This is a genomic window from Aquabacter cavernae (assembly GCF_003993795.1).
In the GTDB taxonomy this organism is placed as follows: domain Bacteria; phylum Pseudomonadota; class Alphaproteobacteria; order Rhizobiales; family Xanthobacteraceae; genus Aquabacter; species Aquabacter cavernae.
Genome location: NZ_RWKV01000008.1, coordinates 1,289,777 through 1,315,300 on the forward strand (window position 1 = coordinate 1,289,777; position 25,524 = coordinate 1,315,300).

General features: G+C 68.1%; 20 protein-coding genes. 10 read left to right on the forward strand and 10 right to left on the reverse strand.

Features of this window, described 5'->3' with window-relative positions; genetic code table 11:
- Positions 1-49: 49 nt before the first annotated feature.
- From EJJ38_RS10575 to EJJ38_RS10585, 3 genes are all read left to right on the forward strand, one after another.
- A complete protein-coding gene (locus tag EJJ38_RS10575; protein WP_127090023.1) occupies positions 50-1,162 on the forward strand; it encodes an S-(hydroxymethyl)glutathione dehydrogenase/class III alcohol dehydrogenase in 1,113 nt (370 codons plus the stop codon).
- A 227-nt stretch (positions 1,163-1,389) separates the two neighbouring features.
- Entirely contained in the window at positions 1,390-3,282 is a 1,893-nt protein-coding gene (locus tag EJJ38_RS10580) for a DEAD/DEAH box helicase (RefSeq protein ID WP_127090024.1), read from the forward strand.
- A 157-nt stretch (positions 3,283-3,439) separates the two neighbouring features.
- Positions 3,440-3,907 (forward strand): iron chaperone, encoded by a 468-nt coding sequence (locus EJJ38_RS10585; RefSeq protein ID WP_245454181.1) that lies wholly within the window; start codon positions 3,440-3,442, stop codon positions 3,905-3,907.
- A 174-nt stretch (positions 3,908-4,081) separates the two neighbouring features.
- Here EJJ38_RS10585 and budA read toward each other — a convergent pair whose 3' ends face one another.
- Positions 4,082-4,918: an acetolactate decarboxylase gene (budA, locus tag EJJ38_RS10590; protein WP_127090025.1), complete on the reverse strand. Its 837-nt coding sequence runs from the start codon at positions 4,916-4,918 to the stop codon at positions 4,082-4,084.
- Positions 4,919-5,063: 145 nt separating this feature from the next.
- Between budA and EJJ38_RS10595 the strand changes: the two genes are divergently transcribed.
- Complete coding sequence (locus EJJ38_RS10595; RefSeq protein WP_245454182.1) at positions 5,064-5,471, forward strand: DUF930 domain-containing protein; 408 nt, start codon at positions 5,064-5,066, stop codon at positions 5,469-5,471.
- Positions 5,472-5,480: 9 nt separating this feature from the next.
- On the opposite strand, the gene EJJ38_RS10600 is transcribed toward EJJ38_RS10595, so the two are convergent.
- The 9 genes from EJJ38_RS10600 to EJJ38_RS10640 form a co-directional block, all read right to left on the reverse strand.
- On the reverse strand, positions 5,481-5,978 hold the full coding sequence (locus EJJ38_RS10600; protein ID WP_127090026.1) for a DUF1801 domain-containing protein: 498 nt from the start codon (positions 5,976-5,978) through the stop codon (positions 5,481-5,483).
- Positions 5,920-6,804, reverse strand: a complete 885-nt coding sequence (locus EJJ38_RS10605; protein ID WP_127090027.1) for a DUF3313 domain-containing protein — start codon at positions 6,802-6,804, stop codon at positions 5,920-5,922. The genes EJJ38_RS10600 and EJJ38_RS10605 overlap by 59 nt, the downstream gene beginning before the upstream one ends.
- Positions 6,805-6,918: 114 nt before the next feature.
- Positions 6,919-9,531, reverse strand: coding sequence for an excinuclease ABC subunit UvrB (uvrB, locus tag EJJ38_RS10610; RefSeq protein WP_127090028.1), 2,613 nt, complete (start codon positions 9,529-9,531; stop codon positions 6,919-6,921).
- Positions 9,532-9,588: 57 nt separating this feature from the next.
- Positions 9,589-10,041 (reverse strand): GNAT family N-acetyltransferase, encoded by a 453-nt coding sequence (locus tag EJJ38_RS10615; protein ID WP_127090029.1) that lies wholly within the window; start codon positions 10,039-10,041, stop codon positions 9,589-9,591.
- A gap of 23 nt (positions 10,042-10,064) precedes the next feature.
- On the reverse strand, positions 10,065-10,523 hold the full coding sequence (locus EJJ38_RS10620; RefSeq protein ID WP_127090030.1) for a GNAT family N-acetyltransferase: 459 nt from the start codon (positions 10,521-10,523) through the stop codon (positions 10,065-10,067).
- Positions 10,524-10,542: 19 nt separating this feature from the next.
- Entirely contained in the window at positions 10,543-10,974 is a 432-nt protein-coding gene (locus tag EJJ38_RS10625; protein WP_127090031.1) for a lysozyme inhibitor LprI family protein, read from the reverse strand.
- Between the two features lie 39 nt (positions 10,975-11,013).
- Positions 11,014-12,372 (reverse strand): glutamate--tRNA ligase, encoded by a 1,359-nt coding sequence (locus EJJ38_RS10630; protein WP_127090032.1) that lies wholly within the window; start codon positions 12,370-12,372, stop codon positions 11,014-11,016.
- Between the two features lie 78 nt (positions 12,373-12,450).
- Entirely contained in the window at positions 12,451-13,491 is a 1,041-nt protein-coding gene (locus EJJ38_RS10635; RefSeq protein WP_164738472.1) for an SH3 domain-containing protein, read from the reverse strand.
- A 136-nt stretch (positions 13,492-13,627) separates the two neighbouring features.
- Complete coding sequence (locus EJJ38_RS10640; RefSeq protein WP_127090034.1) at positions 13,628-15,043, reverse strand: helix-turn-helix domain-containing protein; 1,416 nt, start codon at positions 15,041-15,043, stop codon at positions 13,628-13,630.
- Between the two features lie 231 nt (positions 15,044-15,274).
- Between EJJ38_RS10640 and EJJ38_RS10645 the strand changes: the two genes are divergently transcribed.
- From EJJ38_RS10645 to scpA, 6 genes are all read left to right on the forward strand, one after another.
- A complete protein-coding gene (locus tag EJJ38_RS10645; protein ID WP_127090035.1) occupies positions 15,275-16,807 on the forward strand; it encodes an acyl-CoA carboxylase subunit beta in 1,533 nt (510 codons plus the stop codon).
- Positions 16,808-16,817: 10 nt separating this feature from the next.
- Complete coding sequence (locus EJJ38_RS10650) at positions 16,818-17,267, forward strand: hypothetical protein (RefSeq protein ID WP_127090036.1); 450 nt, start codon at positions 16,818-16,820, stop codon at positions 17,265-17,267.
- 11 nt (positions 17,268-17,278) lie between these two features.
- Positions 17,279-19,306 (forward strand): acetyl-CoA carboxylase biotin carboxylase subunit, encoded by a 2,028-nt coding sequence (locus tag EJJ38_RS10655; RefSeq protein WP_127090037.1) that lies wholly within the window; start codon positions 17,279-17,281, stop codon positions 19,304-19,306.
- A gap of 171 nt (positions 19,307-19,477) precedes the next feature.
- Positions 19,478-20,731: an SAM-dependent methyltransferase gene (locus tag EJJ38_RS10660; protein WP_127090038.1), complete on the forward strand. Its 1,254-nt coding sequence runs from the start codon at positions 19,478-19,480 to the stop codon at positions 20,729-20,731.
- Entirely contained in the window at positions 20,728-22,557 is a 1,830-nt protein-coding gene (locus EJJ38_RS10665) for a methylmalonyl-CoA mutase subunit beta (RefSeq protein WP_127090039.1), read from the forward strand. The genes EJJ38_RS10660 and EJJ38_RS10665 overlap by 4 nt, the downstream gene beginning before the upstream one ends.
- Before the next feature lie 214 nt (positions 22,558-22,771).
- Positions 22,772-24,928: a methylmalonyl-CoA mutase gene (scpA, locus tag EJJ38_RS10670; protein ID WP_127090040.1), complete on the forward strand. Its 2,157-nt coding sequence runs from the start codon at positions 22,772-22,774 to the stop codon at positions 24,926-24,928.
- Positions 24,929-25,524 lie beyond the last annotated feature (596 nt).

Genomic DNA, 25,524 nt, shown 5'->3' on the forward strand with positions numbered 1-25,524 from the left:
CGGACGCCGACCCGTCGCGCATCCGGCCCCACTTCCGAAGGGAGCCCCCATGAAATCGCGTGCCGCCGTCGCCTGGGCCGCCAAGAAGCCCTTGACCATCGAGACCATCGAAGTGGGCGGCCCGAAGGCGGGCGAGGTCCTGGTGGAGGTGATGGCCACCGGCGTCTGCCACACCGACGCCTACACGCTGGACGGCTTCGATTCGGAGGGCAAGTTCCCCGCCATCCTCGGCCATGAGGGCGCGGGCATCGTGCGCGAGGTGGGCCCCGGCGTCACCTCGGTGAAGGTGGGCGACCATGTGATCCCGCTCTACACGCCCGAATGCCGCCAGTGCAAAACCTGCCTGTCGCAGCGCTCGAACCTGTGCACCTCCATCCGCTCCACCCAGGGCCAGGGCCTGATGCCCGACCGCACCTCCCGCTTCTCCTGCGATGGGGGCGAGGTGTTCCACTATATGGGCTGCTCCACCTTCTCCAACTTCACGGTGCTGCCTGAGATCGCGGTGGCGAAGGTGCGCGAGGACGCCCCCTTCGACAAGATCTGCTACATCGGCTGCGGCGTCACCACGGGCATCGGCGCGGTGATCTACACCGGCAAGGTGTGGCCCGGCGCGAATGTCGCGGTGTTCGGCCTGGGCGGCATCGGCCTCAACGTCATCCAGGGTGCCCGCATGGTGGGCGCCGACAAGATCATCGGCATCGACATCAACCCCGCGAAGGTGGAGATGGCGAAGAAGTTCGGCATGACCGACTTCATCAACCCGCTGGACGTGGGCGCGGACAAGGTGGTCTCCGCCATCCAGGACCTCACCGACGGCGGCGCCGACTTCACCTTCGACTGCACCGGCAACGTCACCGTCATGCGCCAGGCGCTGGAAGCCTGCCATCGCGGCTGGGGCACCTCCATCGTCATCGGCGTCGCCCCCTCGGGCGCGGAGATCGCCACCCGGCCGTTCCAGTTGGTCACCGGCCGCAACTGGCGGGGCTCCGCCTTTGGCGGCGCGCGCGGGCGCACGGATGTGCCGAAGATCGTGGACTGGTACATGGAGGGGAAGATCAATATCGACGATCTCATCACCCATGTGATGCCGCTGGACCAGATCAACACCGCCTTCGACCTGATGCACGAGGGCAAGTCCATCCGCTCCGTGGTCACCTTCTGAGCGCGGACCTGAACAGCAAGTCCCCTGCCGTGCCCGGCATGGCAGGGGCTCTGCCCGAAACGCATGATCCTGCGGCCCTCATGCCCCTGACGGGAAGATGATGGCGCTGCGGGCTGCTCTCGGGTAGAAGGGCGGCAATCCATTCCTCGTGCCTGCGTGTTTCCGGCGGTCCCCCTTGTGCTAGGGCCACCTTTGCGTCGCGCGGCAGGAAATACAGGCAGACCCCCTTGTCCTTCTCCCCTCCCTCCCCCTCCATCGCGCGGGCTCTTGCGGCGCGCGACTATTCCGAACCGACGCCGGTCCAGGCCCAGGTGCTCGCCCCGGAGGCCGCCGGGCGCGACCTCATCGTCTCCGCCCAGACCGGCTCCGGCAAGACGGTGGCCTATGGCCTCGCCATGGCGGAAACCCTGCTGGGCGAGGCGGAATTCCTCGGCCAGCCGGGCCTGCCCCAGGCGCTCATCATCGCCCCCACCCGCGAACTGGCTTTGCAGGTGCAGCGGGAGCTGACCTGGCTCTATGGGGAAGCCCGCGCCCGCATCATCGCCTGTGTCGGCGGCATGGACCCCCGCCGCGAGCGGCGCGCGCTGGAGGACGGCATCCATATCGTGGTGGGCACGCCCGGCCGCCTGCGCGACCATCTGGAGCGCGGCGCGCTCAATCTCTCCGGCCTCAACGTGGCGGTGCTGGACGAGGCGGACGAGATGCTCGACCTCGGCTTCCGGGAGGATCTGGAATTCATCCTCTCCGCCGCCCCGGCCGAGAAGCGCACCCTCCTGTTCTCGGCCACCCTGCCCAAGCCCATCATCAGCCTCGCCAAGCGCTACCAGAACAACGCGCTGCGCATCGAGGTGGCCTCCACCGAGGGCGGGCATGCGGACATCGAATACCGCGCCGTGCGCATCGTGCCGAAGGAGACCGAGCACGCGGTGGTGAACCTGCTGCGTTATTTCGAGAGCCCCACGGCCATCGTCTTCTGCAACACGCGCGAAAGCGTGCGGCATCTGCTCTCCACCTTGCAGGAGCGCGGCTTCTCCGCTGTCGGCCTCTCCGGTGAGATGGGCCAGAACGAGCGCAACCAGGCGCTCCAGGCGCTGCGCGACGGGCGCGCACGGGTGTGCGTGGCCACGGACGTGGCGGCCCGCGGCATCGACCTGCCCAATCTCGGCCTCGTCATCCATGCGGAGCTTCCGCACGATTCCGAAGTGCTCCAGCACCGCTCCGGCCGCACCGGGCGCGCGGGGCGCAAGGGGTCGAGCGTGCTGCTCGTGCCGCCCTCGCGCCGCCGCAAGGCCGAGCAGCTTCTGTCCTTCGCGGGCGTGGAAGTGGCCTGGAGCGGCCCTCCGACGGCCGACGAGATCCGCCGCCTGGACCAGGAGCGCATGCTGGCCGACCCGCTGGTGGCCGAGGAACCCGGCCCCGAGGAAACGGAACTCGCCCAGACGCTGCTGACCCAGCGCAGCCCCGAGCAACTGGCCGCCGCCTTGGTGCGCCTCTATCGCGACCGCCTGCCCGCGCCGGAAGAGGTGTTCGACCCCGGCGAGGGGCGCAACGCCCGTGCCCGTGAGCGCGGCGGCGACGAGCGCCCCGCGCCCCGCAGCCGCGACAGCCGTGGCGGCGCGGACGGTTCGAGCAGCGGTTCGGGCGGCATGGTGTGGTTCCGCATGCCCGTGGGGCGGCGCAAGAATGCCGACCCCAAATGGCTGCTTCCCCTCATCTGCCGGCGCGGCGACGTGACCAAGCAGGATGTGGGCTCCATCCGCATCTTCGATACGGAGACCGTGTTCGAGGTGGCCGAGAATCTGGCGGAAGGCTTCCTCGCCCGCGCCACGGCCTCCCAGGGCGGTGACATTCTCATCGAGCCCATGGGCGGCGGCGTGCCTGCCCGGCCGACACGCGCCCGCAGGCCCGCTTATGACCCGGTGCGGACCGACCGCCCCCCGGCGGACCGCGCCCCGTCCGACCGCTCCGACGACGGCGATTTCGGCCCGCCCAAGCGCCCCAAGGTGAAGGGCGCCTTCGGCAAGGACCCCAGCGCCAAGCCGCCCGCGAAAGGCACGGGCAAGCCGAAGCCGCGCAAGGACAACAGCGCCGGAAAGCCCAAGCGCAAGAATTGGGATTGAGCGCCCCGTCTCTCCCCTCTCGATGGAGGGGAGAGAGCGGCCGTCACGGCTCCCCTCAGGCTCGCGCACAGCGGAAACGCCCCTCCCCGTTGGCACGACGGGAAACGGGTGCCGTAAGGGCAAAGACTGATTGCTTCAGGAACCGACCGATGCCGCGATGAAGATCGCCGGCGCGGGCATGCTTGCGCGGCGGTCATATTCCGGCTGCGATAAGCCGGGAGCTTTGATGCTCCCGTTCAATGTCCCTGAACATGCGAAAAGGCATAGAGCCAGCATGACGACGAAGCCTGGTCATGACGCCTATATAGCCGCCGCACCGGAGCCGTTTCGCGCCCTGTTGAGCCGACTGCGTGCGCAGCTGGCGCTGCCGGACGCCGAAGAAGTCATCAAGTACGACATGCCCGGCTTTCAGATCGAAGGCGCGATCATCGCCGGCTATGCCGCCTTCAGCAAACAATGCGGCCTGTATGTCGATCCGGGTGCGATTTCCGCCCATGCGGACAAGATCGCATCTTTGAAGATCAAGGCAACCAAGACCGGCATTACCTTCTCGGCGCGCAAGCCCATCCCCGACGAACTGGTTCAGAAGCTGGCCGCCAGTTCGCGCAGGGCGAAGGGTCTCTAGAGCGTTTCATCTTTTCATTGAAACGCGGAAACGCTCACTCTTTTTGGTTTTACGCATTTCCTTCACGCGAACCGCTTCACACTTCGCTCGGAAATGCTCTAGCGGCGGCGCCGTCTTCGCTCCTCCCGTCGTGACCGGAGAGGACGCCACGGGGCACGCCGACCGTCATACGGGCTATCGCCCCCGGCCGCGCTCGGCCGTGTCGAGGGCCTTTTCCGTATCACCGGAAAGATCGGCCGCGAGAAAGTCCGCCGTTTCCGGCATGGCGAGGCGGAAATCGTCGAGGGGTTCGAGGGCCAGCGTGATGCCCTGCCCCGCACAGTCCAGCACATGCCCGCCGCGCTGCCGGTCGTCGCTGATCACATGCAGGTGCCAGCCGGGAATGCCGATGCCGCGCACATAAGAGGGCGTCCAGAAGCCCACTATGGTCCCGTCCACATCCTGCATATGGAACTCGGCCTGATGGGCGGTGGCCTCCACCAGCGTCTCATGCGCGCCCGCCATGCTGGCCACCCGGTCATGCAGGCTGGAGAAGCGGCCGGAGAGGCGCACGGCGAAGAACAGATTGTCCGTGCCGCGCTTGCGGTCGAGCTGGGCGGTCAGCTCCGCCATGGAGCCGAACGGCTCCAGCACCATCGTCTCGCGCGGGGAGAAATGGGTGACCACGGCGAACGGCACCTGCTGGCCGTCATCGGCGCGCCGGATGCTGCCATCGCTGCGGATCTGGAAGAAATGCCCGTCCAGCGCGATCATCTCGCCGTCGAGCCCATCGAACGTGCCGAGGCCGAAATCGCCGTGCTCGCGCAGCATGCCCACGGACACCACGCCGCCGAACAGCCCCTCCACCAGCGCCCCGGCGGTGGAGACCTGGAACAGCGTGCCGTGGTCCAGCTGCAGCGCATCGGCCAGGGCGCGGGAGACGAGATGGTCGATGCCCTCGCCGCTGTCATCCATCGCCTTCTGGAGCGCATCCCAGAGGGACTGGGAAATGTCGCAGGTAAGTTTCGGCATGAGGGCGCCCGCATCCGTGAAGGGGCCTCACCATTGCTGCCCGGCTGACGCTGGGCAAGCCCCAGTCTCGCCACATCCAGGGGGTTAGACCGGACGCTCCGGCTCACCCGCGTCGCCGGTCCTGCCCGAAGGAGCCGAGATCCGCGTGAAGACCACCGCCCTCCTCGCCTGTGCCGCCGTGCTGCCTGCCGCTTTGGCCATCGCCTTGCCCGCCAACGCCGCCGGAGCCCCGCGCACCGACGCAGCCATCCTGAAGCTTGCCCCCAATGCGCGGGTGGAGCAGCGCTGCAACGCCCGGGCCATGGGCGTGATCGGACGTGAACACCGGGACCTGCGCCCCGACGAGCTGGTGGCCTATGCCTTCGCCGACACCCTGATCACCGGCCCCACCATCCGCGCGCCCGGCGCGGCGGTGCGCTCAGGGGGCAAGTGGTACCGGCTGTCCTACACCTGCACCACGCGGGATGACGGGGTGGACATCGCCGCCTTCCAGTACACGCTGGGAAACGTGGTGCCGCGCGCGGATTGGGACGCGCATTATCTGGTGCCGTAGAGCCCGCCCCTAAAGCCGCTCGCCCGGCAGGCGGCTCGCCTGGGAAATCCAGTCCCGCAACGGGCCCTCGTCCCACGCGGCGCCTTCGTCCAGATGGACATAGCGCACGTCGCCCTGTTTCGAGGAGACGGGAGGCGGAGGATCCAGCAATGTGCCGCGAAAGAAGGTAACCTTCACGTAGCGGGTGAAGCAGTGGAAGGCCAGGAACCAGCCCTCCCCGTCCGGCGCCCCATAGAAAGGCGTGTTCCACTTCACCGCCTTGCGCGCGCCGGGAACCATCTCCTCCACCAGCGCATCAAGCCGACGGCCCACCTCCTGCTTCCAGCCGGGCATGGCCGCGATATAGGCCTGGACCGGCCCGTCTCCATCGCCCTTGGGAATTTGCGGATTGCCGCCGGACAGCAGTTTCGGCTCGCTCACAGGTCCGTCCTTCCTAGCTGGCGCCGGATCACTGCTCGGGCGGCGGTGGCGGCGTCGCTGCGACGACAGTGCTGCCACCGGCTCCATTGCCCTTGTCGGTCCATTCGGGCGGCAGGCCCATGGCGCCGCTCACAAGGCCCGTCACGCCCTGCTCGCGGCCGAACACCTCGCAGGCGGCATATTTGGGCGCCCCGCCCGCCCAGGACTGGAAGCGCTCCGCCGAAGGCGGGCCGGAGAGCGACTTGAACGGGCTCTCGCCCGTCACCAGAAGCTTGCTGAAATCATCGCCGAACGCGCTTGCCAGTTCGTAGGCATCGCCCGACTTCGAGACCCGCGCCGACCCGGACAGGAAGTTGGCGCCCCGGCCCCACACCATGGCCGCTTCCTGCGTGCCCGTGGACGTGCGCGCCTCGGCCTCCATGGACAGGCTACCGAGCCCGATGGGAAGACGGGGCGTGGGCACCGGGACACCCGGCAGGATGAAGGACTTGGCGACGGAGGCGATTTTCGTGGCCGCCACCGCCGTCTCGTTGGTGGGGGTCATATTGGTGACCACCGCATGCACCGTGAGATCGGCGGGCTCGGATGCATTGACCACTTCAAACCGCTCGCTGAGGCCCGCGCATAAGGACCGGTCCACGGCATTGGCCACCAGCTTGCGCTGCTCGTCCGTGATCGTCTCATGCTGGGCGGATTGCGCGAAGGTGGTGGGCACCAGGCGAACCGTCTTCGCCGCAAGCACCTTTTCCCGGTCGATGCGCAGCTTCGACTTGGCGAGCAGGCCGTCCGCCTGGGCGAGATCGGAATAGGAGGAGAGAGACCCGGCCTCATCCAGCGGCGCCGTGGCGCACCCGGCGACCGGGAGCGTGATCACAGCAGCCCACAGGATGCCGCTCAGATTTGTGCGCGCCATCACCCACCCCATCCTCACCACCGGAGAGGCGTCATAGTGAGGCCGATTGGGGCTTATCTATGTACCGAAGTCACATTCGGACACGATGCGACATGCGCGGTTGCCGCAGGCAACTCACCCCTTCCGCCGCCCGCCCTTGCGATACCCCTTCGTGCCCGGCTCCGGCCTTGGCCCGGGCCGGAAATCGGCGGCGGCCAAAGGCTCGGCCCGGTCGGTGCCCGGCCCCATGTCGTCCAAGGAGGGCTTCGCCACCTTGCCCGAGGGGCGCGGGGCATAGAGGGGCATCTCGTCCGGCCCGCGCTGGCGGGAGGGCACGAAACTGTCGTCCTCGCTCCCCTCCTCCGAGGGCGACGGGCGACGGGCGCGGCCTTTGGGCTGGGACGCAGAGGGCGGGGGAAGATTGGCGGCCTTGCCGTATTTCTTCGGGCCGCGATAGCCGCCGGTCTTGTCGTCCACCGCCTCCTGGCGGGCCATGGGATCGTCGGACACCGCAAGCTCGGTGGCCTGGAGGCGCTTGATCTCGTCGCGCAGGCGCGCGGCGGTCTCGAAGTCGAGATCCGCGGCGGCGGCGCGCATGCGCTTCTCCAGGTCCGCCATCACGGCCTTCAGGTTATGGCCGAAGGCCGCCCCTTCCTCCGCAAGGCCGATATCCACCTGCACATGGTCGCGCTCATAGACCGAGCCCAGGATGTCGCCGATGGCCTTCTTCACGCTCTCCGGCGTGATGCCGTGTTCGAGATTGTAGGCCATCTGCTTCTCGCGCCGCCGGGTCGTCTCGGCCATGGCGCGCTGCATGGATCCGGTCTCGCGATCCGCATAGAGGATCACGCGGCCATCCACATTGCGCGCCGCGCGGCCGATGGTCTGGATGAGCGAGGTTTCCGAGCGCAGGAAGCCTTCCTTGTCCGCGTCCAGGATGGCGACGAGGCCGCATTCGGGAATGTCCAGGCCCTCGCGCAGCAGGTTGATGCCCACCAGCACGTCGAAGGCGCCGAGCCGCAAATCGCGGAGGATCTCGATGCGCTCGATGGTGTCGATATCCGAATGCATGTAGCGCACGCGGATGCCGTTCTCGTGGAGATATTCGGTGAGATCCTCGGCCATGCGCTTGGTGAGCACAGTCACGAGCGTGCGGTAGCCCTTGGCGGACACGGCCCGCACCTCGCCCAGCAGGTCGTCCACCTGGGTGCGGGCGGGGCGCACGTCCACTTCCGGGTCGATGAGGCCGGTGGGGCGGATCACCTGCTCCACGAACACGCCGCCGGTGCGGTCCATCTCCCAGGCGCCGGGGGTGGCGGAGACATGGACGGTCTGGGGCCGCATGGCGTCCCATTCCTCGAAGCGCAGCGGCCGGTTGTCCATGCAGGACGGCAGGCGGAATCCGTATTCCGCCAGGGTCGCCTTGCGACGAAAGTCGCCGCGATACATGGCGCCGATCTGCGGCACGGTCACATGGCTCTCGTCAATGAAGACCATGGCATTGTCGGGCACATATTCAAACAAGGTCGGCGGCGGCTCGCCGGGCTTGCGCCCGGTGAGCCAGCGGGAATAGTTCTCGATGCCCGCGCAGCTTCCCGTGGCCTCCATCATCTCGATGTCGTAGCGGGTGCGCTGTTCCAGCCGCTGGGCCTCCAGCAGGCGGCCCATATTGTTCAGCTCGTCGAGCCGCACGCGCAGCTCGTTCTTGATGCCGGTCATGGCCTGGATGAGCGTCGGGCGCGGCGTCACATAGTGCGAGGAGGCGTAGACCTTCACGCTCTTCATGTCGCCGGTCTTATGGCCGGTGAGCGGGTCGAATTCGACGATGCTCTCCACCTCGTCGCCGAACAGGGAGACGCGCCACGCGCGGTCCTCGTAATGGGCCGGGAAGATCTCAACGCTGTCGCCGCGGACCCGGAAGGTGCCGCGCGCGAAGTCGGACTGGATGCGCTTGTATTGCAGGGCCACCAGATCGGCGATGAGCTGGCGCTGGTCGATGCGCTCGCCCACCTCCAGCTTGAAGGTCATGGAGGAGTAGGTCTCCACCGAGCCGATACCGTAGATGCAGGAAACCGAGGCGACGATGATCACGTCGTCCCGCTCCAGCAACGACCGGGTCGCCGCATGGCGCATGCGGTCGATCTGCTCGTTGATGGAGGATTCCTTCTCGATATAGGTGTCCGTGCGCGGAACGTAGGCTTCCGGCTGGTAGTAATCGTAATAGGAAACGAAATATTCCACCGCATTGTCGGGGAAGAAGCTCTTGAACTCCCCATAGAGCTGCGCCGCCAGCGTCTTGTTGGGCGCGAGCACGATGGCCGGGCGCTGCAATTCCTCGATCACCTTGGCCATGGTGAAGGTCTTGCCCGAGCCGGTAACGCCCAGCAGCACCTGGTCCTTCTCGTTCGCCCGCGCCTGGGCGGACAGTTCCGCGATGGCCTGCGGCTGGTCGCCGGCGGGCTTGAAGTCGGACTTCATGGTGAAACGGATGCCGCCCTCGCTCTTTTCCGGGCGGGGCGGGCGATGGGGCACCCAGGTCTGGCCGGTCACCTCCGGCCGTCCCTCCTCGATCAGGCGCGAGAGCGCGGCCACCGTGGCGGACGCACCGGCGGAGGAAAAGTCGCCCAAGGCGCCCGCTTCCAACCCGAGGGAAGCGGCGATCTGGGGATCGAGGGTCTGGACGGGCGCGGGCTCGAAATGGCGCTGCGAGCGCTCACCGAGCTTGCCGGGACGGGATGCTTTGGCCATGGCCCCAATATGGGGGCGAACCGGGCGTGGGGGAAGGCGCCCGGCGCTCTCAAGCCGTCATTTCACCGGCCGCATGTAATGCAGGAAGCCGGTGCGCTCGGCGAGGGTGTCGTAGAGGCGGCGGGCGGTGGTGTTGGTCTCGTGGGTCAGCCAATAGACCTCGCCCCAGCCGTGGGCGTCCGCCTGCGCATAGACATGATCGATGAGCGTGCGCCCCACCCCCGCCCCGCGTCCGTCCGGGGACACATAGAGATCCTGCAGGTAGCAGACATCCGCCGCGCTCCAGGTGGAGCGATGGGTGAGATAGTGGACAAAGCCCACCACCGCCTCGCCCTGCCAGGCCAGGGCCCCGTGCATGGGTTCGGCGGGATCGGTCAGCCGCGCGAAGGTGAGGTCCGTGACATCGGCGAGATCCACCTCATAGAAGTTCTGGTAGGCGCGCCATAGGGGCGCCCAGGCCGCCTTGTCCTGCGGTGCCAGGGGACGGATGGCGATGGGGGGCGTGGTCATGAAAGTCTCCCCGCGCGCCGGACTCACGCCGGCGGCGTCCAGCGGTATTGGATGAAGCCGGAACGCTCCGCAACCTCGTCATAGAGACGCCGTGCGGCGGCATTGCCTTCCTGGGTCAGCCAATAGACCCGGGAGCAGCCCCGTGCGGCGGCGAAATCATAGACATGGGAAATGAGCGCCCGCCCCACGCCGCCGCCGCGTACCCCGGGTGCCACGAACAGATCCTGCAAATAGCAGGTGTCGGCGACGCTCCAATTGGTGCGGTGCTCGATATAGTGGACCAGTCCCACCGCCCGCTCGCCCTGCCATGCCAGCGCGCCATGGGTGGGCTCGGCGGGGTCGAGCATGCGGGCGAAGGCGGTGGCGGTCACGGCCTCCGGCAGGTCCACCTGATAGAAGGCCTGATAGGCCCGCCACAGCGGCTCCCAATCCCCGCGTTGGTGTGCCTCCAAGGGCGCGATCCGCACTGCCTCGCTGCTCATGCGTCTCTCCCGCTCTGTCTCAATTCACGGGGCGTGCGGCTGCTTCCAGCTCGACGGCCCGTTGCGCGGTCAGCACCCTCCGGCATTCCGCATAGATGTAGTTGGCCCGGGTGCCGGGGATGTTGATGTAATAGTCGCAATTGGCATTGCGGAACTGGATCCAGGCCCGCTCCGCCACCCGCAGCCGCTCCTGCTGTTCGGGCGGCTGCTGTGCCATCAACTTCTGATAGGCCGCGTTCAGCCTCTTGTCCCAGCGGTCCGCCGCCGCCAGGATGCAGTCGGTGATCTGCCCCGTGGAGGTCTTCTCGCCGCAGGTCACGAACTCCTTGCCATACCAGCCCACGGCTTCCGTCGGGGCCTCGGGATTGTCCTGCGCGGCCAGCGGCGCAGCCCCAAGAAGCGGCGCGGCCCCGAGAAGCAGAAGGGCGCAGATGGCGGCGATGGTCCTCATGTCCCGTTTCCCGTTTTCCTCAAGCGCGAAGAACTCTGGTCACGCCTCGGCCTTGAGCCGGGCGAGCACCGTGCGGCGTCCCAGGAGCGGCAACAGGGCGGCCAGTTCCGGCCCGGTGTCGCGCCCCGTGAGGGCGAGGCGCAGGGGGCGGAACAGCGCCTTGCCGGAACGCCCGCTCGCCGTCTTCACGGCGGCGATCCAGGCGCCATAGGTGCCCGCATCCCAGGGCTCCGGCGGCAGGTGGTCGGCGGCGGCCTCCATGAGGGGGCGGTCCTGCGCCTCGGCGGGCCACACCTGGTCTCCGTCCACCACGCGCCACCAGTCGAAGGCATCGGCGAGGCACGCGAGATTGCCGCGCACCGCCAGCCAGAACGGCTCGCCGCCACCCACCCCGGTATTCTCCAGCCGGTGCGCCACCGCCTCATAGGGCAGCAGATGGAGCGTGCGGGCGGTGAGCGTCACGATCTCCTGCGGATCGAACCGCGCAGGCGCGCGGGAGATGGCGGAGAGGTCCACCCGGCCCGTCAGATCGGCCAGGGACGCCACCGGTCCCAGGGCCTCGGACGTGCCCACCAGAACCGCCGCCGCCGCCACCGCCAGCGGCTCGTTGCCCGCTTCGCGCAGCGCGCGCAGGGAGAGATGGCCGAGCCGCTTGGACAGCCCCTCCCCGCTCGGCAGGGTGAAGAGATTGTGGTGCGCGAAGCGCGGCGCCGGCGCGCCGAACGCCTCGAAAATCTCGATCTGCACCGCCGTGTTGGTCACATGGTCTTCGCCGCGCACCACGTCGGTGACGCCGAAATCGATATCGTCCAGCACCGAGGGCAGCGTGTAGAGGAAGGTCCCGTCCGCCCGCACGAGGACCGGGTCCGACAGGCTGGACGTATCCACCTGCTGGGGGCCGCGCACACCGTCCTCCCAGGACACCACGCCATGGTCCAGGCGGAAACGCCAATGGGGGCGGCGACCCTCGGCCTCCAGGCGCGCGCGGTCTTCATCGGTCAGGGCCAGCGCGGCGCGGTCATAGACTGGCGGCAGGCCGCGCGCCCGCTGAAGCCCGCGCTTCAGCTCCAGCTCCTCCTCGCTCTCATAGGCGGGATAGAGGCGGCCCATGGCCTTCAGCTTCTCGGCCGCGGCGGCATACAGACCCAGGCGATCGGACTGGCGCTCGGTGCGGTCCGGCGGGATTCCCAGCCAGTCCAAATCCATGGCGATGGCATCGGCGAATTCCGCGCGCGAACGGGCGGCGTCGGTATCGTCCAGGCGCAGGATGAAGGTGCCGCCGCCGCGCCGGGCCAGTAGCGCATTGAGCAGCGCCGTGCGGGCATTGCCCACATGGATCAGCCCCGTGGGCGAGGGAGCGAAGCGGAAGACCGGATGTGAGGTGGCGGCGTGTGACATGGCCTCAGCCATTAGACCGCAAAAGCGGCGGTGGGAAGCGCCCGCGCGGGCACTTCCCCGGAGCCGGTTGAGCCCGCGTCAGCGCCCCTGGGGCGGACAGGGCTGGCCCGGAGCGCAGGCCGGCTGGCCGGACTGCTGCGGGCGCTGGTAGCCGCCGGGCACCCGATGCTGCCCCTGCACGCCGGGCTGGCGCTGGGGCGGCGGTGCCGCCTGCGGCGGCGGCGGGCGCGGCGGCTGGGCACCGGGGGGCGGGCCGCCGGGGCGCGGACCGGGCGGGGGACCGCCATTTCCGCCGGGGCGGGGACCGCCCTGCCAGCCGGGCTGGGGGCCGGGCTGCTGGTTGCCGTTCCAGCCCGGACGCGGACCGGGAGGCGGACCACCATTGCCGCCGGGGCGGGGACCACCCTGCCAGCCGGGCTGGGGGCCGGGAGGTTGATTGCCGTTCCAGCCTGGGCGCGGGCCGGGAGGAGGACCACCATTGCCGCCGGGGCGAGGGCCGCCCTGCCAGCCGGGCTGGTTCCCGTTCCAGCCGGGCTGGTTCCCGTTCCAGCCGGGACGTGGGCCGGGAGGCCCGCCATTCCAGCCGGGCTGCGGGTTCCCGTTCCAGCCCGGCCGTGGGCCGGGGGGCGGGCCGCCATTCCAGCCGGGGCGCGGCGGCGGGGGCGGACGATAGCCGGACTGCCACCAGCCGGGCGGGCGCGGCCCCGGTCCAGGCGGCGGCCGGCCCCAGCCGGGACGCGGTTGCCACCGGTAATTCTGCCACTGGTTATACTGGCCCCACCACGGCGCGCCCTGGTAGTAGCGGTTCCAGTAGCGGGCGAAATTGAAGCCGACGACCGGCAGGCCCAATACGGGCGCATATTCGGGCACCAGCACCTGCTGGCCGCGATAGGACATGGCGAGATATTCGCCATAGACCCAGCCGCGATAGATGCCGGTGGCCACATCGCACCAGGACTGGCCTTCAAGGCAGCCCTTGATGTCCACGGGCAGGCCCTGCGGCAGAACGGTGACGCTCGGATAGGCGATATCCGGCCCCGTGCGCATGTTCACATTGCCAGTGGTGTAGCCGGGCGCGGCCAGCGCCGCTCCGGAGAAGGCGGTCGCACACACCGCCACGCACATTGCCCACGCCGAGCGTTTCATCTTGCCCTACCGATGCGGCCATTACCGGCCCTCGCCTCTATTGCTGGCGTGTTTCCATGGCGTTTCCAATACCGTCGCGTGGCAGGATTACGGTTCGTCCCCGGCAAGATTATGCGATGGAGAAGGGCACCACCTCGCGCACGTCCGGATCGGTGCGGATTTCCCGGTCCAGCGGGGGAAAGGCACGCATCTCGCAATCCTTGCGCGGACAGATTCGGCAGGACACGCCGAGCCGCGCCACAGGCGCCGCCTTCAGATCCAGCCCCTCCGCCTGCACCATCTGGTCCGCATAGGAAATCTCGCAGCCGAGCCCCAGCGCATAGACGCGCGGCGGCTGGCCGTAGCGGGCGGCGGGGGCACTGACCGTGCGTGCGAGGCACAGATAGCGCACGCCGTCCGGCATCTCGCCAACCTGCACCAGCGTGCGCCCCGCGCTCTCGAACGCCTGGTGCACGTTCCACACCGCGCAGGCCCCGCCCAGGCGCGCGAACTGGAAGCGGGTGGCGCTGTGGCGCTTGGTGATGTTGCCCGCCCGGTCCACCTTGGCGAAATAGAAAGGCACGCCCTTCATGCCCGTGCGCTGGAGCGTGGAGAGGCGATGGCACACCTGCTCCAGGCTGGCGCCGGTCTCCAAGGCCAGCCGGTCGAGATCGTGGCGACGGGCGCGGGCCAGATTCAGGAAGCGCCCATAGGGCAGCACGAGCGCCCCCGCGAAGTAATTATAGAGCGCGAGGCGGCAGATATCCCCCGCCGTGGGGCTGCGGAAGCCGCCGCGCGCCACCATGCCGTCCACCAGATCGGAATGGGCGAGCCGGGCGATGGTGGCGCCGAGCCGGAATGCTGCCGCAGCGGGCGTCAGCACACCCGAGAGGGAGAGGCGCTTGCGGCGCGCGTCGAACCGGGAAAGCGGCAGATCGGGATCGGCCGCGCCCTGCTCCACCTCCACGCCGAACCGCTCTTTCAGGTGGGCCGTGAAGGCGGCGCGCGGGTCGGCTCCGGCGAGGATGCCCAGGGCCTCGGCGGTGTCCTCGGCGGCGCGGTCGAGGGCGTCCACGTAATTGTCGATATAGTGGAAATAGTCCCGCACCTCCTCATAGGGCACGAGCTTGGCCTCGCCCCCCATGCCCACGGTGAGCATGTCGTCGAGGGAGGCGCGCCATTCGGCGGTGCGGCCGAGGGATACATGCATGCGCAGGAAGGCGTGGGCGAAGGCTGGCGACAGATTTGCCACGGCCTTCAGGTCCTGCATCCCCAGTTCCAGGTCGCGGAACAGGGGGTCGGCCGTGGCCTCCCGCAGGTCCGCCACCAGCCGGTCCAGGTCCTCCGCCCCGAACGAGGTGATGTCCACGCCGAAGGTGCGGCTCACCGCGATCAGGACCGGGGCGCTCAGGGGGCGCTGGTTGCTTTCGATCTGATTCACATAAGACGCGGACACGCCCAGCCGGTGGGCCAGCTCCACCTGCTTAAGCCCCAGCTTCTCCCGGAGCCGCCGCACCGCATGCCCGGCGAAGACCTTCTGCCGCATGATCCGCCCGCCGCTCCCGTCCCTGCCTGCGTGGCAGGGCAGCAATTGTGAAGAATTTACATATTACACCATGGAATTTTTACATATTCAAATGTGGCGCTGCATTTGCTAGCGCAGCGGGTGACGATGCGCATTTCCGTCCCGAAATCCTTGGGGGAAGACCTTTTCCTCCGGCGCGGGGCCGTTAGAGTGGCATCAGGAACAGCGGCCGCACGCACTCAGGGGACAGGGATGAAGGAAATTCTCGAAGAGCTTGAGAGCCGGCGCAGCATTGCTGCCCTGGGTGGTGGCGCCAAGCGCATCGCGGCGCAGCACAATCGCGGCAAGCTCACCGCCCGCGAGCGCATCGAGCTGCTGCTGGATCGCGGCTCCTTCGAGGAATTCGACACCTTCGTGCAGCATCGCTGCATCGATTTCGGCATGGAGACCCAGAAGATCCCCGGCGACGGCGTGGTCACCGGCTGGGGCACGGTGAACGGCCGCCAGGTGTTCGTGTTCGCCAAGGACTTCACGGTGTTCGGCGGCTCCCTCTCCGAGGAGCATGCCCGCAAGATCACCAAGATCCAGGACATGGCGCTGAAGACCCGCGCGCCCATCATCGGCCTGTTCGATGCGGGCGGCGCGCGCATCCAGGAAGGCGTCGCGGCGCTCGGCGGCTATGGCGAGGTGTTCAAGCGCAACGTCACCTCGTCCGGCGTCATCCCGCAGATCTCGCTCATCATGGGCCCCTGCGCGGGCGGCGACGTCTACTCGCCCGCCATGACCGACTTCATCTTCATGGTCCGCGACACGAGCTACATGTTCGTCACCGGCCCGGACGTGGTGAAGACCGTGACCAACGAGACCGTCACCTCCGAGGAGCTGGGTGGGGCGAAGGTCCACACCACCAAGTCCTCGGTGGCGGACGGGTCGTATGAGAACGACGTGGAGATGCTGCTGCAGACCCGCCGTCTCATCGATTTCCTGCCGCTGAACAACCAGTCGGGCGTGCCCGAATGGCCCTCCTTCGACGATCCGCTGCGCGAGGACGAGAGCCTCGACACGCTGATCCCGGAAAATCCCAACAAGCCCTACGACATCAAGGAACTGATCCTGAAGCTCGCCGACGAGGGCGATTTCTTCGAGATCCAGGCCACCTTCGCCAAGAACATCGTCACCGGCTTCGGCCGCGTGGAAGGGCGCACCGTGGGCTTCGTCGCCAACCAGCCCATGGTGCTGGCGGGCGTGCTCGACGCGGACGCCTCGCGCAAGGCGGCCCGTTTCGTGCGCTTCTGCGACGCCTTCGAGATCCCCATCGTGACCCTGGTGGACGTGCCCGGCTTCCTGCCCGGCACCGCGCAGGAATATGGCGGCCTCATCAAGCACGGCGCCAAGCTGCTGTTCGCCTATTCGCAGGCCACCGTGCCGCTGGTCACCGTCATCACCCGCAAGGCCTTCGGCGGCGCCTATGACGTGATGGCCTCCAAGCATGTGGGCGGCGACGTGAACTATGCCTGGCCCACCGCGCAGATCGCAGTGATGGGTGCCAAGGGCGCGGTGGAAATCATCTTCCGTGCCGACATGGGTGACCCGGACAAGATCGCGACCCAGACCAAGAATTACGAGCAGCGCTTCCTCTCGCCCTTCGTGGCGGCGGAGCGGGGCTACGTGGACGAGGTCATCATGCCCAAGACCACCCGCAAGCGCATCGCCCGCGCGCTCGCCATGCTGCGCTCCAAGCAGGTGGAGCAGCCGCTGAAGAAGCACGACAACCTGCCGCTGTAGTTGGGTCGTCATGAGCGAGATCAATTTTCAACGTGCCGGCTCTGTGAGCAACGCTCATGCAGGAGCAGACTTTGAAGGTATCGCTCAATCTTTTTTTCGGAGCCAAGGGATTACTCTTCAACGAGGATTTCCGGCTCCACTCGGGGTAACAACAAGCAAAAAGCTGCATAAGTTTGATCTAGGAAGCGATAATCCACCGATACTTGTGGAATGCAAATCCCATAAGTGGACATCTGGATGGAATGTGCCGAGCGCGAAACTGACCGTCTGGAACGAGGCGATGCTGTATTTTCTATGCGCACCGCCTCAATACAGAAAGCTGATGTTCGTCTTAAAGCACAGTAGAAAAGATCAATCCTTGGCATCTTATTATATTCGCAACTACTCACACCTGATACCAGAAGGCGTCGAATTCTGGGAGTATTGCGAAATCGAAACTGTCGGCACCCGGATTAGATAGTAGGAAACTCTATGTTCTCGAAAATCCTGATCGCAAACCGGGGCGAGATCGCCTGTCGCGTCATCAAGACGGCGCGCAAGATGGGCATCAAGACCGTGGCCGTCTATTCCGACGCCGACAAGGACGCGCTCCATGTGGAGATGGCGGACGAGGCGGTGCATATCGGCCCGGCCCCCGCCGCCCAGTCCTATCTCATCGCCGACAAGATCATCGAGGCGTGCAAGAAGACCGGCGCCGAGGCGGTGCATCCCGGCTACGGCTTCCTGTCCGAACGCGCCTCCTTCCCGCAGGCGCTGGCCGAGCACGGCATCGTCTTCATCGGTCCCAATCCCCATGCCATCGAGGCCATGGGCGACAAGATCGAATCCAAGAAGGCGGCGGCCGCCGCCAACGTCTCCACCGTGCCCGGCTATCTCGGGGTGATCGAGAGCGGCGCGGAAGCCGCGAAGATCGCCGACGAGATCGGCTATCCCGTCATGATCAAGGCTTCGGCGGGCGGCGGCGGCAAGGGCATGCGCATCGCCTATTCCCGTGAGGAAGTGCAGGACGGCTTCGACCGCGCCAAGTCCGAGGCCAAGTCCTCGTTCGGCGACGACCGCGTGTTCGTGGAAAAGTTCATCGTCGATCCCCGGCACATCGAGATCCAGGTGCTGGGCGACAAGCACGGCAACGTGCTCTATCTGGGCGAGCGTGAATGCTCCATCCAGCGCCGCAACCAGAAGGTTGTGGAGGAAGCCCCTTCCCCGCTGCTGGACGAAGCCACCCGCCGCAAGATGGGCGAGCAGGCCGTCGCCCTCGCCAAGGCCGTGGGCTATGACAGCGCCGGCACGGTGGAGTTCGTCGCGGGCCAGGACAAGAGCTTCTACTTCCTGGAGATGAACACCCGCCTCCAGGTGGAGCACCCGGTCACCGAGCTGATCACCGGCATCGACCTTGTGGAGCAGATGATCCGGGTTGCGGCGGGCGAGAAGCTGGCCTTCACCCAGGACGACATCAAGCTGAACGGCTGGGCGGTGGAAAGCCGCATTTATGCGGAAGATCCCTACCGCAACTTCCTGCCCTCCATCGGCCGTCTCGTGCGCTACCGCCCCCCGGCGGAAGGCAAGACCGGCGACATCACCGTGCGCAACGACACGGGCGTCTATGAGGGCGGGGAAATCTCGCTCTACTACGATCCCATGATCGCCAAGCTCGTGACCCACGCGCCCACCCGCGCCGAGGCCATCGAGGCCCAGGCGGACGCGCTGGACGCCTTCGCCATCGACGGCATCGGCCACAACATCCCCTTCCTCTCCGCGCTCATGGCCCATGAGCGCTGGAAGTCCGGCCAGCTTTCCACCGGCTTCATCGCCGAGGAATATCCGGACGGCTTCCACGCCCGCGCCCCGGAAGGTGAGCTGATCCACCAGATCTCGGCCGTGGCCGCCGTGATCGACCACGTCCAGAATGCCCGCAAGCGGCACATTTCCGGCCAGATGATGGGCAAGCCCGTCACCTTCGATACCCACCGGGTGGTGCATCTGGGCGGCTCCCATGCGCTCATCGTCGCATCCTGCGAGATCGCGGACGTGGACGGCGGCTACAAGGTGCAGATGTTCGAGGACGACGGCACGCCGGGCCATGTCCATGTGCTCGCCTCGGGCTGGACGCCCGGCGAGCCGGTCTGGCGCGGCACCATTGACGGCGTGCCCGCCGCCCTGCAGGTGCGCCCCGTGCTGAACGGCGTGGCGCTGGCCTATCGGGGCGTCGCCACCGAGGCGCGGGTGTTCACCGCGCGCGAGGCGGAACTCTGCGCGCTGATGCCGGTGAAGGAAGCTTCGGCGGGCGGCAAGGAGCTTCTGTGCCCCATGCCGGGCCTCGTGGTTTCCATCGCGGTCCAGCCGGGCCAGGAGGTGAAGGCGGGCGAGGCGCTGGCGGTGGTGGAAGCCATGAAGATGGAGAACGTGCTGCGCGCCGAGCGTGACGGCGTGATCAAGTCCGTCCTCGCCAAGCCGGGCGACAGCCTGGCCGTGGACGCGGTGATCCTGGAATTCGCGTGATCCGCGCGGGCGGCCAGACCCCTTCTCCCGCCTGCGGGGGAAGGGCAGGATGGGCGCAAGCCGTCCTCCGCCGGTTGATGGCCGCCACGCCGGAGGGCAGCATACCCTCCCCGTCCTTCCCCCGCCTGCGGGAGAGGGAGCCTGTTCCGCAAGCCGGAGGAAACGCCTGACATGCGCCTGCTCTCCCATCTCCTGTCCCGCTTCGTGGAGAAGGGATCCCTCACCGTCATCACGGTGAAGGGCCAGAGGGTCGTGTTCGGGTCGGGCCTGGACGGGCCGAAGGTCACTGTCCGCTTCATGGACGAGAAGCTGGAACGGGACCTGTTCTTCAATCCCGAGCTGACCGCCGCCGAAGCCTATATGGACGGGCGCCTCGTGTTCGAGGACGGCTCGGGCGTGTTCGACCTGCTGCTGCTGTTCTCGGTGAACCGCAAGGGGCTCGGCAGCCATCCCGTGCAGCAGGCGCTGCGCAAGACCTGGCGGGCGCTGCGGCGCTTCCACCAGGCCAACCCCGTCGCCAAGGCCAAGGAAAACGTCTCCAGCCATTACGACCACCCGGCCGATTTCTACCGGCTGTGGCTGGACGAGACCATGGCCTATTCCTGCGCCTATTTCGACTTTCCCGACCAGCCGCTGGCCGACGCCCAGCGCGCCAAGTTTCGCCATGTGGCCGCGAAGCTGAAGATCGAGCCGGGCATGAAGGTGGTGGAAATCGGCTCCGGCTGGGGCGGCCTGTCCATCTATCTGGCCAAGCAGTGCGGCGCCCATGTCACCGCCATCAATGTCTCCCCCGAGCAGCTGGCGGAATCCCGTCGCCTCGCGGAGGCCGCGGGCGTGGCTGATCTTATCGACTTCCGGGAGGTGGATTACCGCAACCTCACCGGCAAGTATGACCGCCTCGTCTCCATCGGCATGATGGAGCATGTGGGCGTCACCCATTTCGACGATTACTTCACCACCGTGCGCGCGCTTCTGGCGCCCGGCGGCTTCGCGCTGGTGCATGCCATCGGCCGCATGGCCCCGCCCGGCACCACGGCGCCCTTCATCCGCAAATACATCTTCCCCGGCGGCTATGTGCCCGCCTTGTCGGAAGTGTTCGCCTCCACGGAGCGCACCCATCTGTGGGTGGCCGACATGGAGGTGCTGCGGCTCCACTATTACTGGACCATCCGCGCCTGGAGGCACCGCTTCATGGCCCGCTACGGGGAGGTGGAGGCCATGATGGGCGTGCGCTTCGCCCGCATGTGGGACTTCTACCTCTGCGCGGTGGAGCTGGGCTTCCTGCACGGCTCCAACATGGTGTTCCAGCTCCTGCTGAGCGAGCGGCGCGACGATGTGCCGGTGCGGCGGGATTACATGTTCCAGGACGAATTGATGCTGGCCGCGCGCGACGGCGCCGCGCCCGCCACGGAGGCCCTTCCATGACCGACCTGCCCTTTGCCGCGGACCTCAAGCCCGCAAGCCGCGAGGACTGGCTGAAGCTGGTGGACGGCGTGCTCAAGGGCGCGCCCTACGACAAGAAGCTCGTCACCCGCACCCAGGACGGGCTGGTCCTGGACCCGCTGCCGCCGCGCGCGCCCGATGCTTTGACCGTGGCCGGCCGCGCCGCCGGCGCGCCCTGGACCATCTCCGCCCGCGTGGACCAGCCGGACGCGGGCGCCGCCAATGCCCAGGCGCTGGACGATCTCGGCAACGGCGCCTCGGGCCTGACGCTGGTGTTCGCCGGCTCGCCCCACGCCCACGGCTTCGGGCTGACAGACGCGGACGGGCTCGGCGCCATCCTCGACGGCGTGATGCTCGACCTCATCGAGACGCGCCTCGAAAGCGGCGGCTTCCAGGGCCGCGAGCATGCTCTGGCCTTCGCGGATGTGATCGCCACGCGCGACTTCGATCCCGCGACCCTGTCGGTCTCGTTCGGCCTTGACCCGCTCTCCGACATGGCCCGCGCGGGCAGCTCCCCGCTGCCCTGGGCGGACGGCCTCTCCAAGCGTCTGGCGGAGAGCTTCGGCATCCTGCGCGGGCGCGGCTTCACCTCCCCCATCCTGCGGGCGGACGGCGCCGTGCACCATGCGGCCGGCGCCTCGGACGCGCAGGAACTGGCCGCCGTGCTCGCCACGGGCGTCGCTTATCTCAGGGCCATGGAAGCCGCCGGCCTCGCGCTGGAGGATGCCGCCGCGGGCATCGAGCTGGCGCTGACCGCCGACGTGAACCAGATCGCCACCCTCGCCAAGTTCCGCGCCATCCGCCTGCTCTGGGGCGCGGTGCTGCGCGAGGCGGGCATTCCGGCGCGCCCCGCCACGGTGCATGCCACCACCGCGTGGCGCTCCCTCACCCGGCGCGATCCTTATGTGAACCTGCTGCGCTCCACCGTCGCCGCCTTCGCGGCGGGCGTGGGCGGGGCGGACAGCCTTACCGTCCTGCCCTTCACGCAGGCGCTCGGCCTGCCGGACCCGTTCGCCCGGCGCCTCGCCCGCAACACCCAGCTCATCCTGCTGGAGGAAGCCAACCTCCATCGCGTGGCCGATCCCTCCGCCGGGGCCGGCGCCGTGGAGGTGCAGACCGATGGCCTCGCCGCCACCGCCTGGGAGCTGTTCCGCACCATCGAGCGCAAGGGCGGCATGGCCGAGGTGCTGGGGAGCGGCTGGTGGCGGTCTGAGATCGCCGAGGTGGCCAAGCGCCGCGCCAAGGATATCGCCACCCGCAAGGAGCCCCTGACGGGCACGTCCGAATTCCCGCTGCTGGGCCAGGAGGCGCCGGAAGTGCTGGCGCCCGCCCCCGTGGTGGAGCCCGCCCCCTCCGACACCGCGCTCGCCCCCCACCGCCTCGCCGAGCCCTTCGAGGCCCTGCGCGACGCGGCGGAAGCGGCGCCGACGCCGCCCAAGGTCTTCCTCGCCACCCTCGGCCCGGTGGCCGCCTTCACGGCGCGCGCCACGTACGCGAAGAACTTCTTCGAGACCGGCGGCCTCGCCGCCCCGGTGCCGGAAGGCTTTTCGTCGGTCGCGGAGATGGTCGCCGCCTTCACGGCGTCCGGCACCGCCTTCGCCTGCCTGTGCGGCTCGGACGAGCTGTACGGCACGGACGGCGCCACTGCCGCCGCCGCGCTGAAGACCGCCGGCGCCACGGTGTGGCTGGCCGGACGGCCGGGAGAGCTTGAAGCGTCGCTGACCGAGGCCGGTGTCTCGGGCTTCGTCATCGCCGGCGGTGACGTGCTGGAGACGCTGAGGAAGGCGCACACGGTGGTGGGGATCTGAGGGCGCACACGGCCCCCTCCCCCCCTCCCCCGCAAGCGGGAGAGGGAGTTGTCGGCAAGCGGAACGGAAAGCCCTCTCCCGCTTGCGGGGGAGGGTTGGGAGGGGGAAACGGGTTGCCCCCGGAGCGGGAGCCTCCCGCCGCACATTCACCCCGCCCCGGCGGGGACACGGAACAGGGGCGCCAAGAGGCGCATTTTGGATTAGGATGGGGACCATGAGCCGCTTGCCCGCATTCGCCGAGATCGACTGGCGCGCGCCGGACCTCGCGCCGCCGGCCGCTGCCGACGCGCCGTGGATGACCCCTGAGGGGATCGCGGTGAAGTCCCTCTATGGCGCCGGGGACGTGGCGGACCTCACCTTCCTCGATACCTATCCCGGCATCGCGCCCTATCTGCGCGGCCCCTACCCCACCATGTATGCCAACCAGCCCTGGACCATCCGGCAATATGCCGGCTTCTCCACGGCCGAGGATTCCAACGCCTTCTACCGGCGCAACCTCGCGGCGGGCCAGAAGGGCCTGTCGGTGGCCTTCGACCTCGCCACCCATCGCGGCTATGACAGCGACCATCCGCGCGTGGCGGGCGATGTGGGCATGGCCGGCGTCGCCATCGACAGCATCTACGACATGCGCACGCTGTTCTCCGGCATCCCGCTGGACCAGATGAGCGTGTCCATGACCATGAACGGCGCGGTGCTGCCGATCCTGGCGCTGTTCATCGTGGCGGGCGAGGAGCAGGGCGTGCCCCACGCCAAGCTCTCGGGCACCATCCAGAACGACATCCTCAAAGAATTCATGGTGCGGAACACCTATATCTATCCGCCCACGCCCTCCATGCGCATCATTTCCGACATCTTCGGCTACACGTCGAAGGAGATGCCGCGCTTCAACTCCATCTCCATTTCCGGCTACCACATGCAGGAAGCGGGGGCGACGCAGGATCTGGAGCTGGCCTATACGCTGGCGGACGGCGTCGAATATGTGCGCGCGGGCGCTGCGGCGGGCCTGGACATCGACGTGTTCGCGCCGCGCCTGTCCTTCTTCTGGGCCATCGGCATGAACTTCTTCATGGAGGTGGCCAAGCTGCGCGCCGCCCGCCTCCTGTGGAATCGGCTCATGACCGATCTCGGCGCCAAGAGCCCGAAGTCGCTGCCCCTGCGCACCCATTCCCAGACCTCCGGCTGGAGCCTGACGGCGCAGGACGTGTTCAACAACGTCATGCGCACCGCCATCGAGGCCATGGCGGCCACCCAGGGCCACACCCAGTCGCTGCACACCAACGCGCTGGACGAGGCGCTGGCCCTGCCCACGGACTTCTCCGCGCGCATCGCCCGCAACACGCAGATCCTGCTGCAGCAGGAGAGCGCCACCACCCGCCAGATCGACCCCTGGGGCGGCTCCTTCTTCGTGGAGCGCCTCACCGCCGATCTCGCCGCCAAGGCCTGGGCGCATATCCAGGAAGTGGAAGCTTTGGGCGGCATGGCGAAGGCCATCGAGGCGGGCATCCCCAAGCTGCGCATCGAGGAAGCCGCCGCCACCACCCAGGCTCGCATCGATGGCGGGGCGCAGACCGTGGTGGGCGTCAACAAGTTCAAGCCCGAGGCCGAGAAGCCCATCGACGTGCTGAAGGTGGACAATTCCGCCGTGCGCGCCGCGCAGATCGAGAAGCTGAACCGCCTGCGCGCCGAGCGCGACCCGGCCGCGGTGGAGGCGGCGCTGACCGCCCTCACCAATGGCGCCACCCAGGGCGCGAACCTGCTGGAACTGTCCGTCAACGCCGCCCGCGCCAAGGCGACGGTGGGCGAGATTTCCGACGCGCTGGAAAAGGTGTTCGGCCGCCACCGGGCGGAGATCCGCGCTATTTCCGGCGTCTACAAGCGCGAGGCCGGCGCCATGACCGATAAGGTGGGCAAGGTGCAGAAGATGGTGGAAGGCTTTGAGGAAGCGGAGGGCCGCCGCCCGCGCATCCTCGTCGCCAAGGTGGGCCAGGACGGCCATGACCGTGGCCAGAAGGTGATCGCCTCCGCCTTTGCCGATCTCGGCTTCGACGTGGATATCGGCCCCCTCTTCGCCACCCCCGATGAAGCCGCCCGCCAGGCGGTGGAAAATGACGTGCACGTCGTGGGCATCTCGTCCCTCGCGGCGGGCCATCTCACCCTTGTGCCCGCGCTGAAGGCGGCGCTGGAGGCGGAAGGGCGCGGCGACATCATGGTGGTGGTGGGCGGCGTGGTGCCCCCGCAGGATTATGACGCGCTGAAAGCTGCTGGGGCCGAAGCCATCTTCCCGCCCGGCACCGTCATCGCCGACGCGGCCCGCGACCTGCTGGTGACCCTCTCCGAGCGCCTGGGCCACACCCGCGAAGCGGCGGAGTGAGGGGGACGGCCCTTTCCGCTTGAGGGAGGGGCGCGCATGCGAGGCGGGTGAGCGAGTGAGTGCCGGGCGCTTCCTGAAAATGCTCGGCCCGACGGCTCTCCTCCCCCTTCCCCCGGATTTCCCCCTCCCCAACCCTCCCCCGCAAGCGGGAGAGGGGGCCTGTGGCGCTATATGGAGAGGGACTTCACCATCCCGCACGCCGCAAGCCCTCTCCCGCTTGCGGGGGAGGGTTGGGAGGGGGCAGAGCGGGGCGCAGGCGAGCATTCTGAGACGACATCTCAATACAAATTCGGAACAGGCGTTCTTTCTCTGCCCTACCGAAAACATGCAGGCTCATAACGCGGCCCCCGTCCTCAATACAGCCCCGGAATCGGCGCCCGCTTGGGGCCACGGCCACGCGGTGGGCCTAAGCGTTCGGCGAGGAAATCCACCACCGCCCGCACGCGCGGCACCGAAGTTCGGCCGCGCAGATAAAGTAGGTAGAAACAGCCGAGTTCGGGCGGGAGAGCGTGTGCGCCGCGCGGATTGAACAGCACCTATCCGCCTTCCCCCTCCCCAACCCTCCCCCGCAAGCGGGAGAGGGGGCCTGTCGCGTC

Bases quoted from the DNA above. Each gene is read 5' to 3' on its own strand.
- EJJ38_RS10645 (WP_127090035.1), top strand. From the start codon at position 15,275: ATGAAGGAAATTCTCGAAGAGCTTGAGAGCCGGCGCAGCATTGCTGCC.
- EJJ38_RS10620 (WP_127090030.1), bottom strand. From the start codon at position 10,523: ATGAGCAGCGAGGCAGTGCGGATCGCGCCCTTGGAGGCACACCAACGC.
- EJJ38_RS10665 (WP_127090039.1), top strand. From the start codon at position 20,728: ATGACCGACCTGCCCTTTGCCGCGGACCTCAAGCCCGCAAGCCGCGAG.
- EJJ38_RS10625 (WP_127090031.1), bottom strand. From the start codon at position 10,974: ATGAGGACCATCGCCGCCATCTGCGCCCTTCTGCTTCTCGGGGCCGCG.
- EJJ38_RS10650 (WP_127090036.1), top strand. From the start codon at position 16,818: ATGAGCGAGATCAATTTTCAACGTGCCGGCTCTGTGAGCAACGCTCAT.
- EJJ38_RS10660 (WP_127090038.1), top strand. From the start codon at position 19,478: ATGCGCCTGCTCTCCCATCTCCTGTCCCGCTTCGTGGAGAAGGGATCC.
- EJJ38_RS10575 (WP_127090023.1), top strand. From the start codon at position 50: ATGAAATCGCGTGCCGCCGTCGCCTGGGCCGCCAAGAAGCCCTTGACC.
- EJJ38_RS10615 (WP_127090029.1), bottom strand. From the start codon at position 10,041: ATGACCACGCCCCCCATCGCCATCCGTCCCCTGGCACCGCAGGACAAG.
- uvrB (WP_127090028.1), bottom strand. From the start codon at position 9,531: ATGGCCAAAGCATCCCGTCCCGGCAAGCTCGGTGAGCGCTCGCAGCGC.
- scpA (WP_127090040.1), top strand. From the start codon at position 22,772: ATGAGCCGCTTGCCCGCATTCGCCGAGATCGACTGGCGCGCGCCGGAC.
- EJJ38_RS10585 (WP_245454181.1), top strand. From the start codon at position 3,440: ATGAAGATCGCCGGCGCGGGCATGCTTGCGCGGCGGTCATATTCCGGC.
- EJJ38_RS10655 (WP_127090037.1), top strand. From the start codon at position 17,279: ATGTTCTCGAAAATCCTGATCGCAAACCGGGGCGAGATCGCCTGTCGC.
- budA (WP_127090025.1), bottom strand. From the start codon at position 4,918: ATGCCGAAACTTACCTGCGACATTTCCCAGTCCCTCTGGGATGCGCTC.
- EJJ38_RS10630 (WP_127090032.1), bottom strand. From the start codon at position 12,372: ATGTCACACGCCGCCACCTCACATCCGGTCTTCCGCTTCGCTCCCTCG.
- EJJ38_RS10640 (WP_127090034.1), bottom strand. From the start codon at position 15,043: ATGCGGCAGAAGGTCTTCGCCGGGCATGCGGTGCGGCGGCTCCGGGAG.
- EJJ38_RS10605 (WP_127090027.1), bottom strand. From the start codon at position 6,804: ATGGCGCGCACAAATCTGAGCGGCATCCTGTGGGCTGCTGTGATCACG.
- EJJ38_RS10600 (WP_127090026.1), bottom strand. From the start codon at position 5,978: ATGGAGCCGGTGGCAGCACTGTCGTCGCAGCGACGCCGCCACCGCCGC.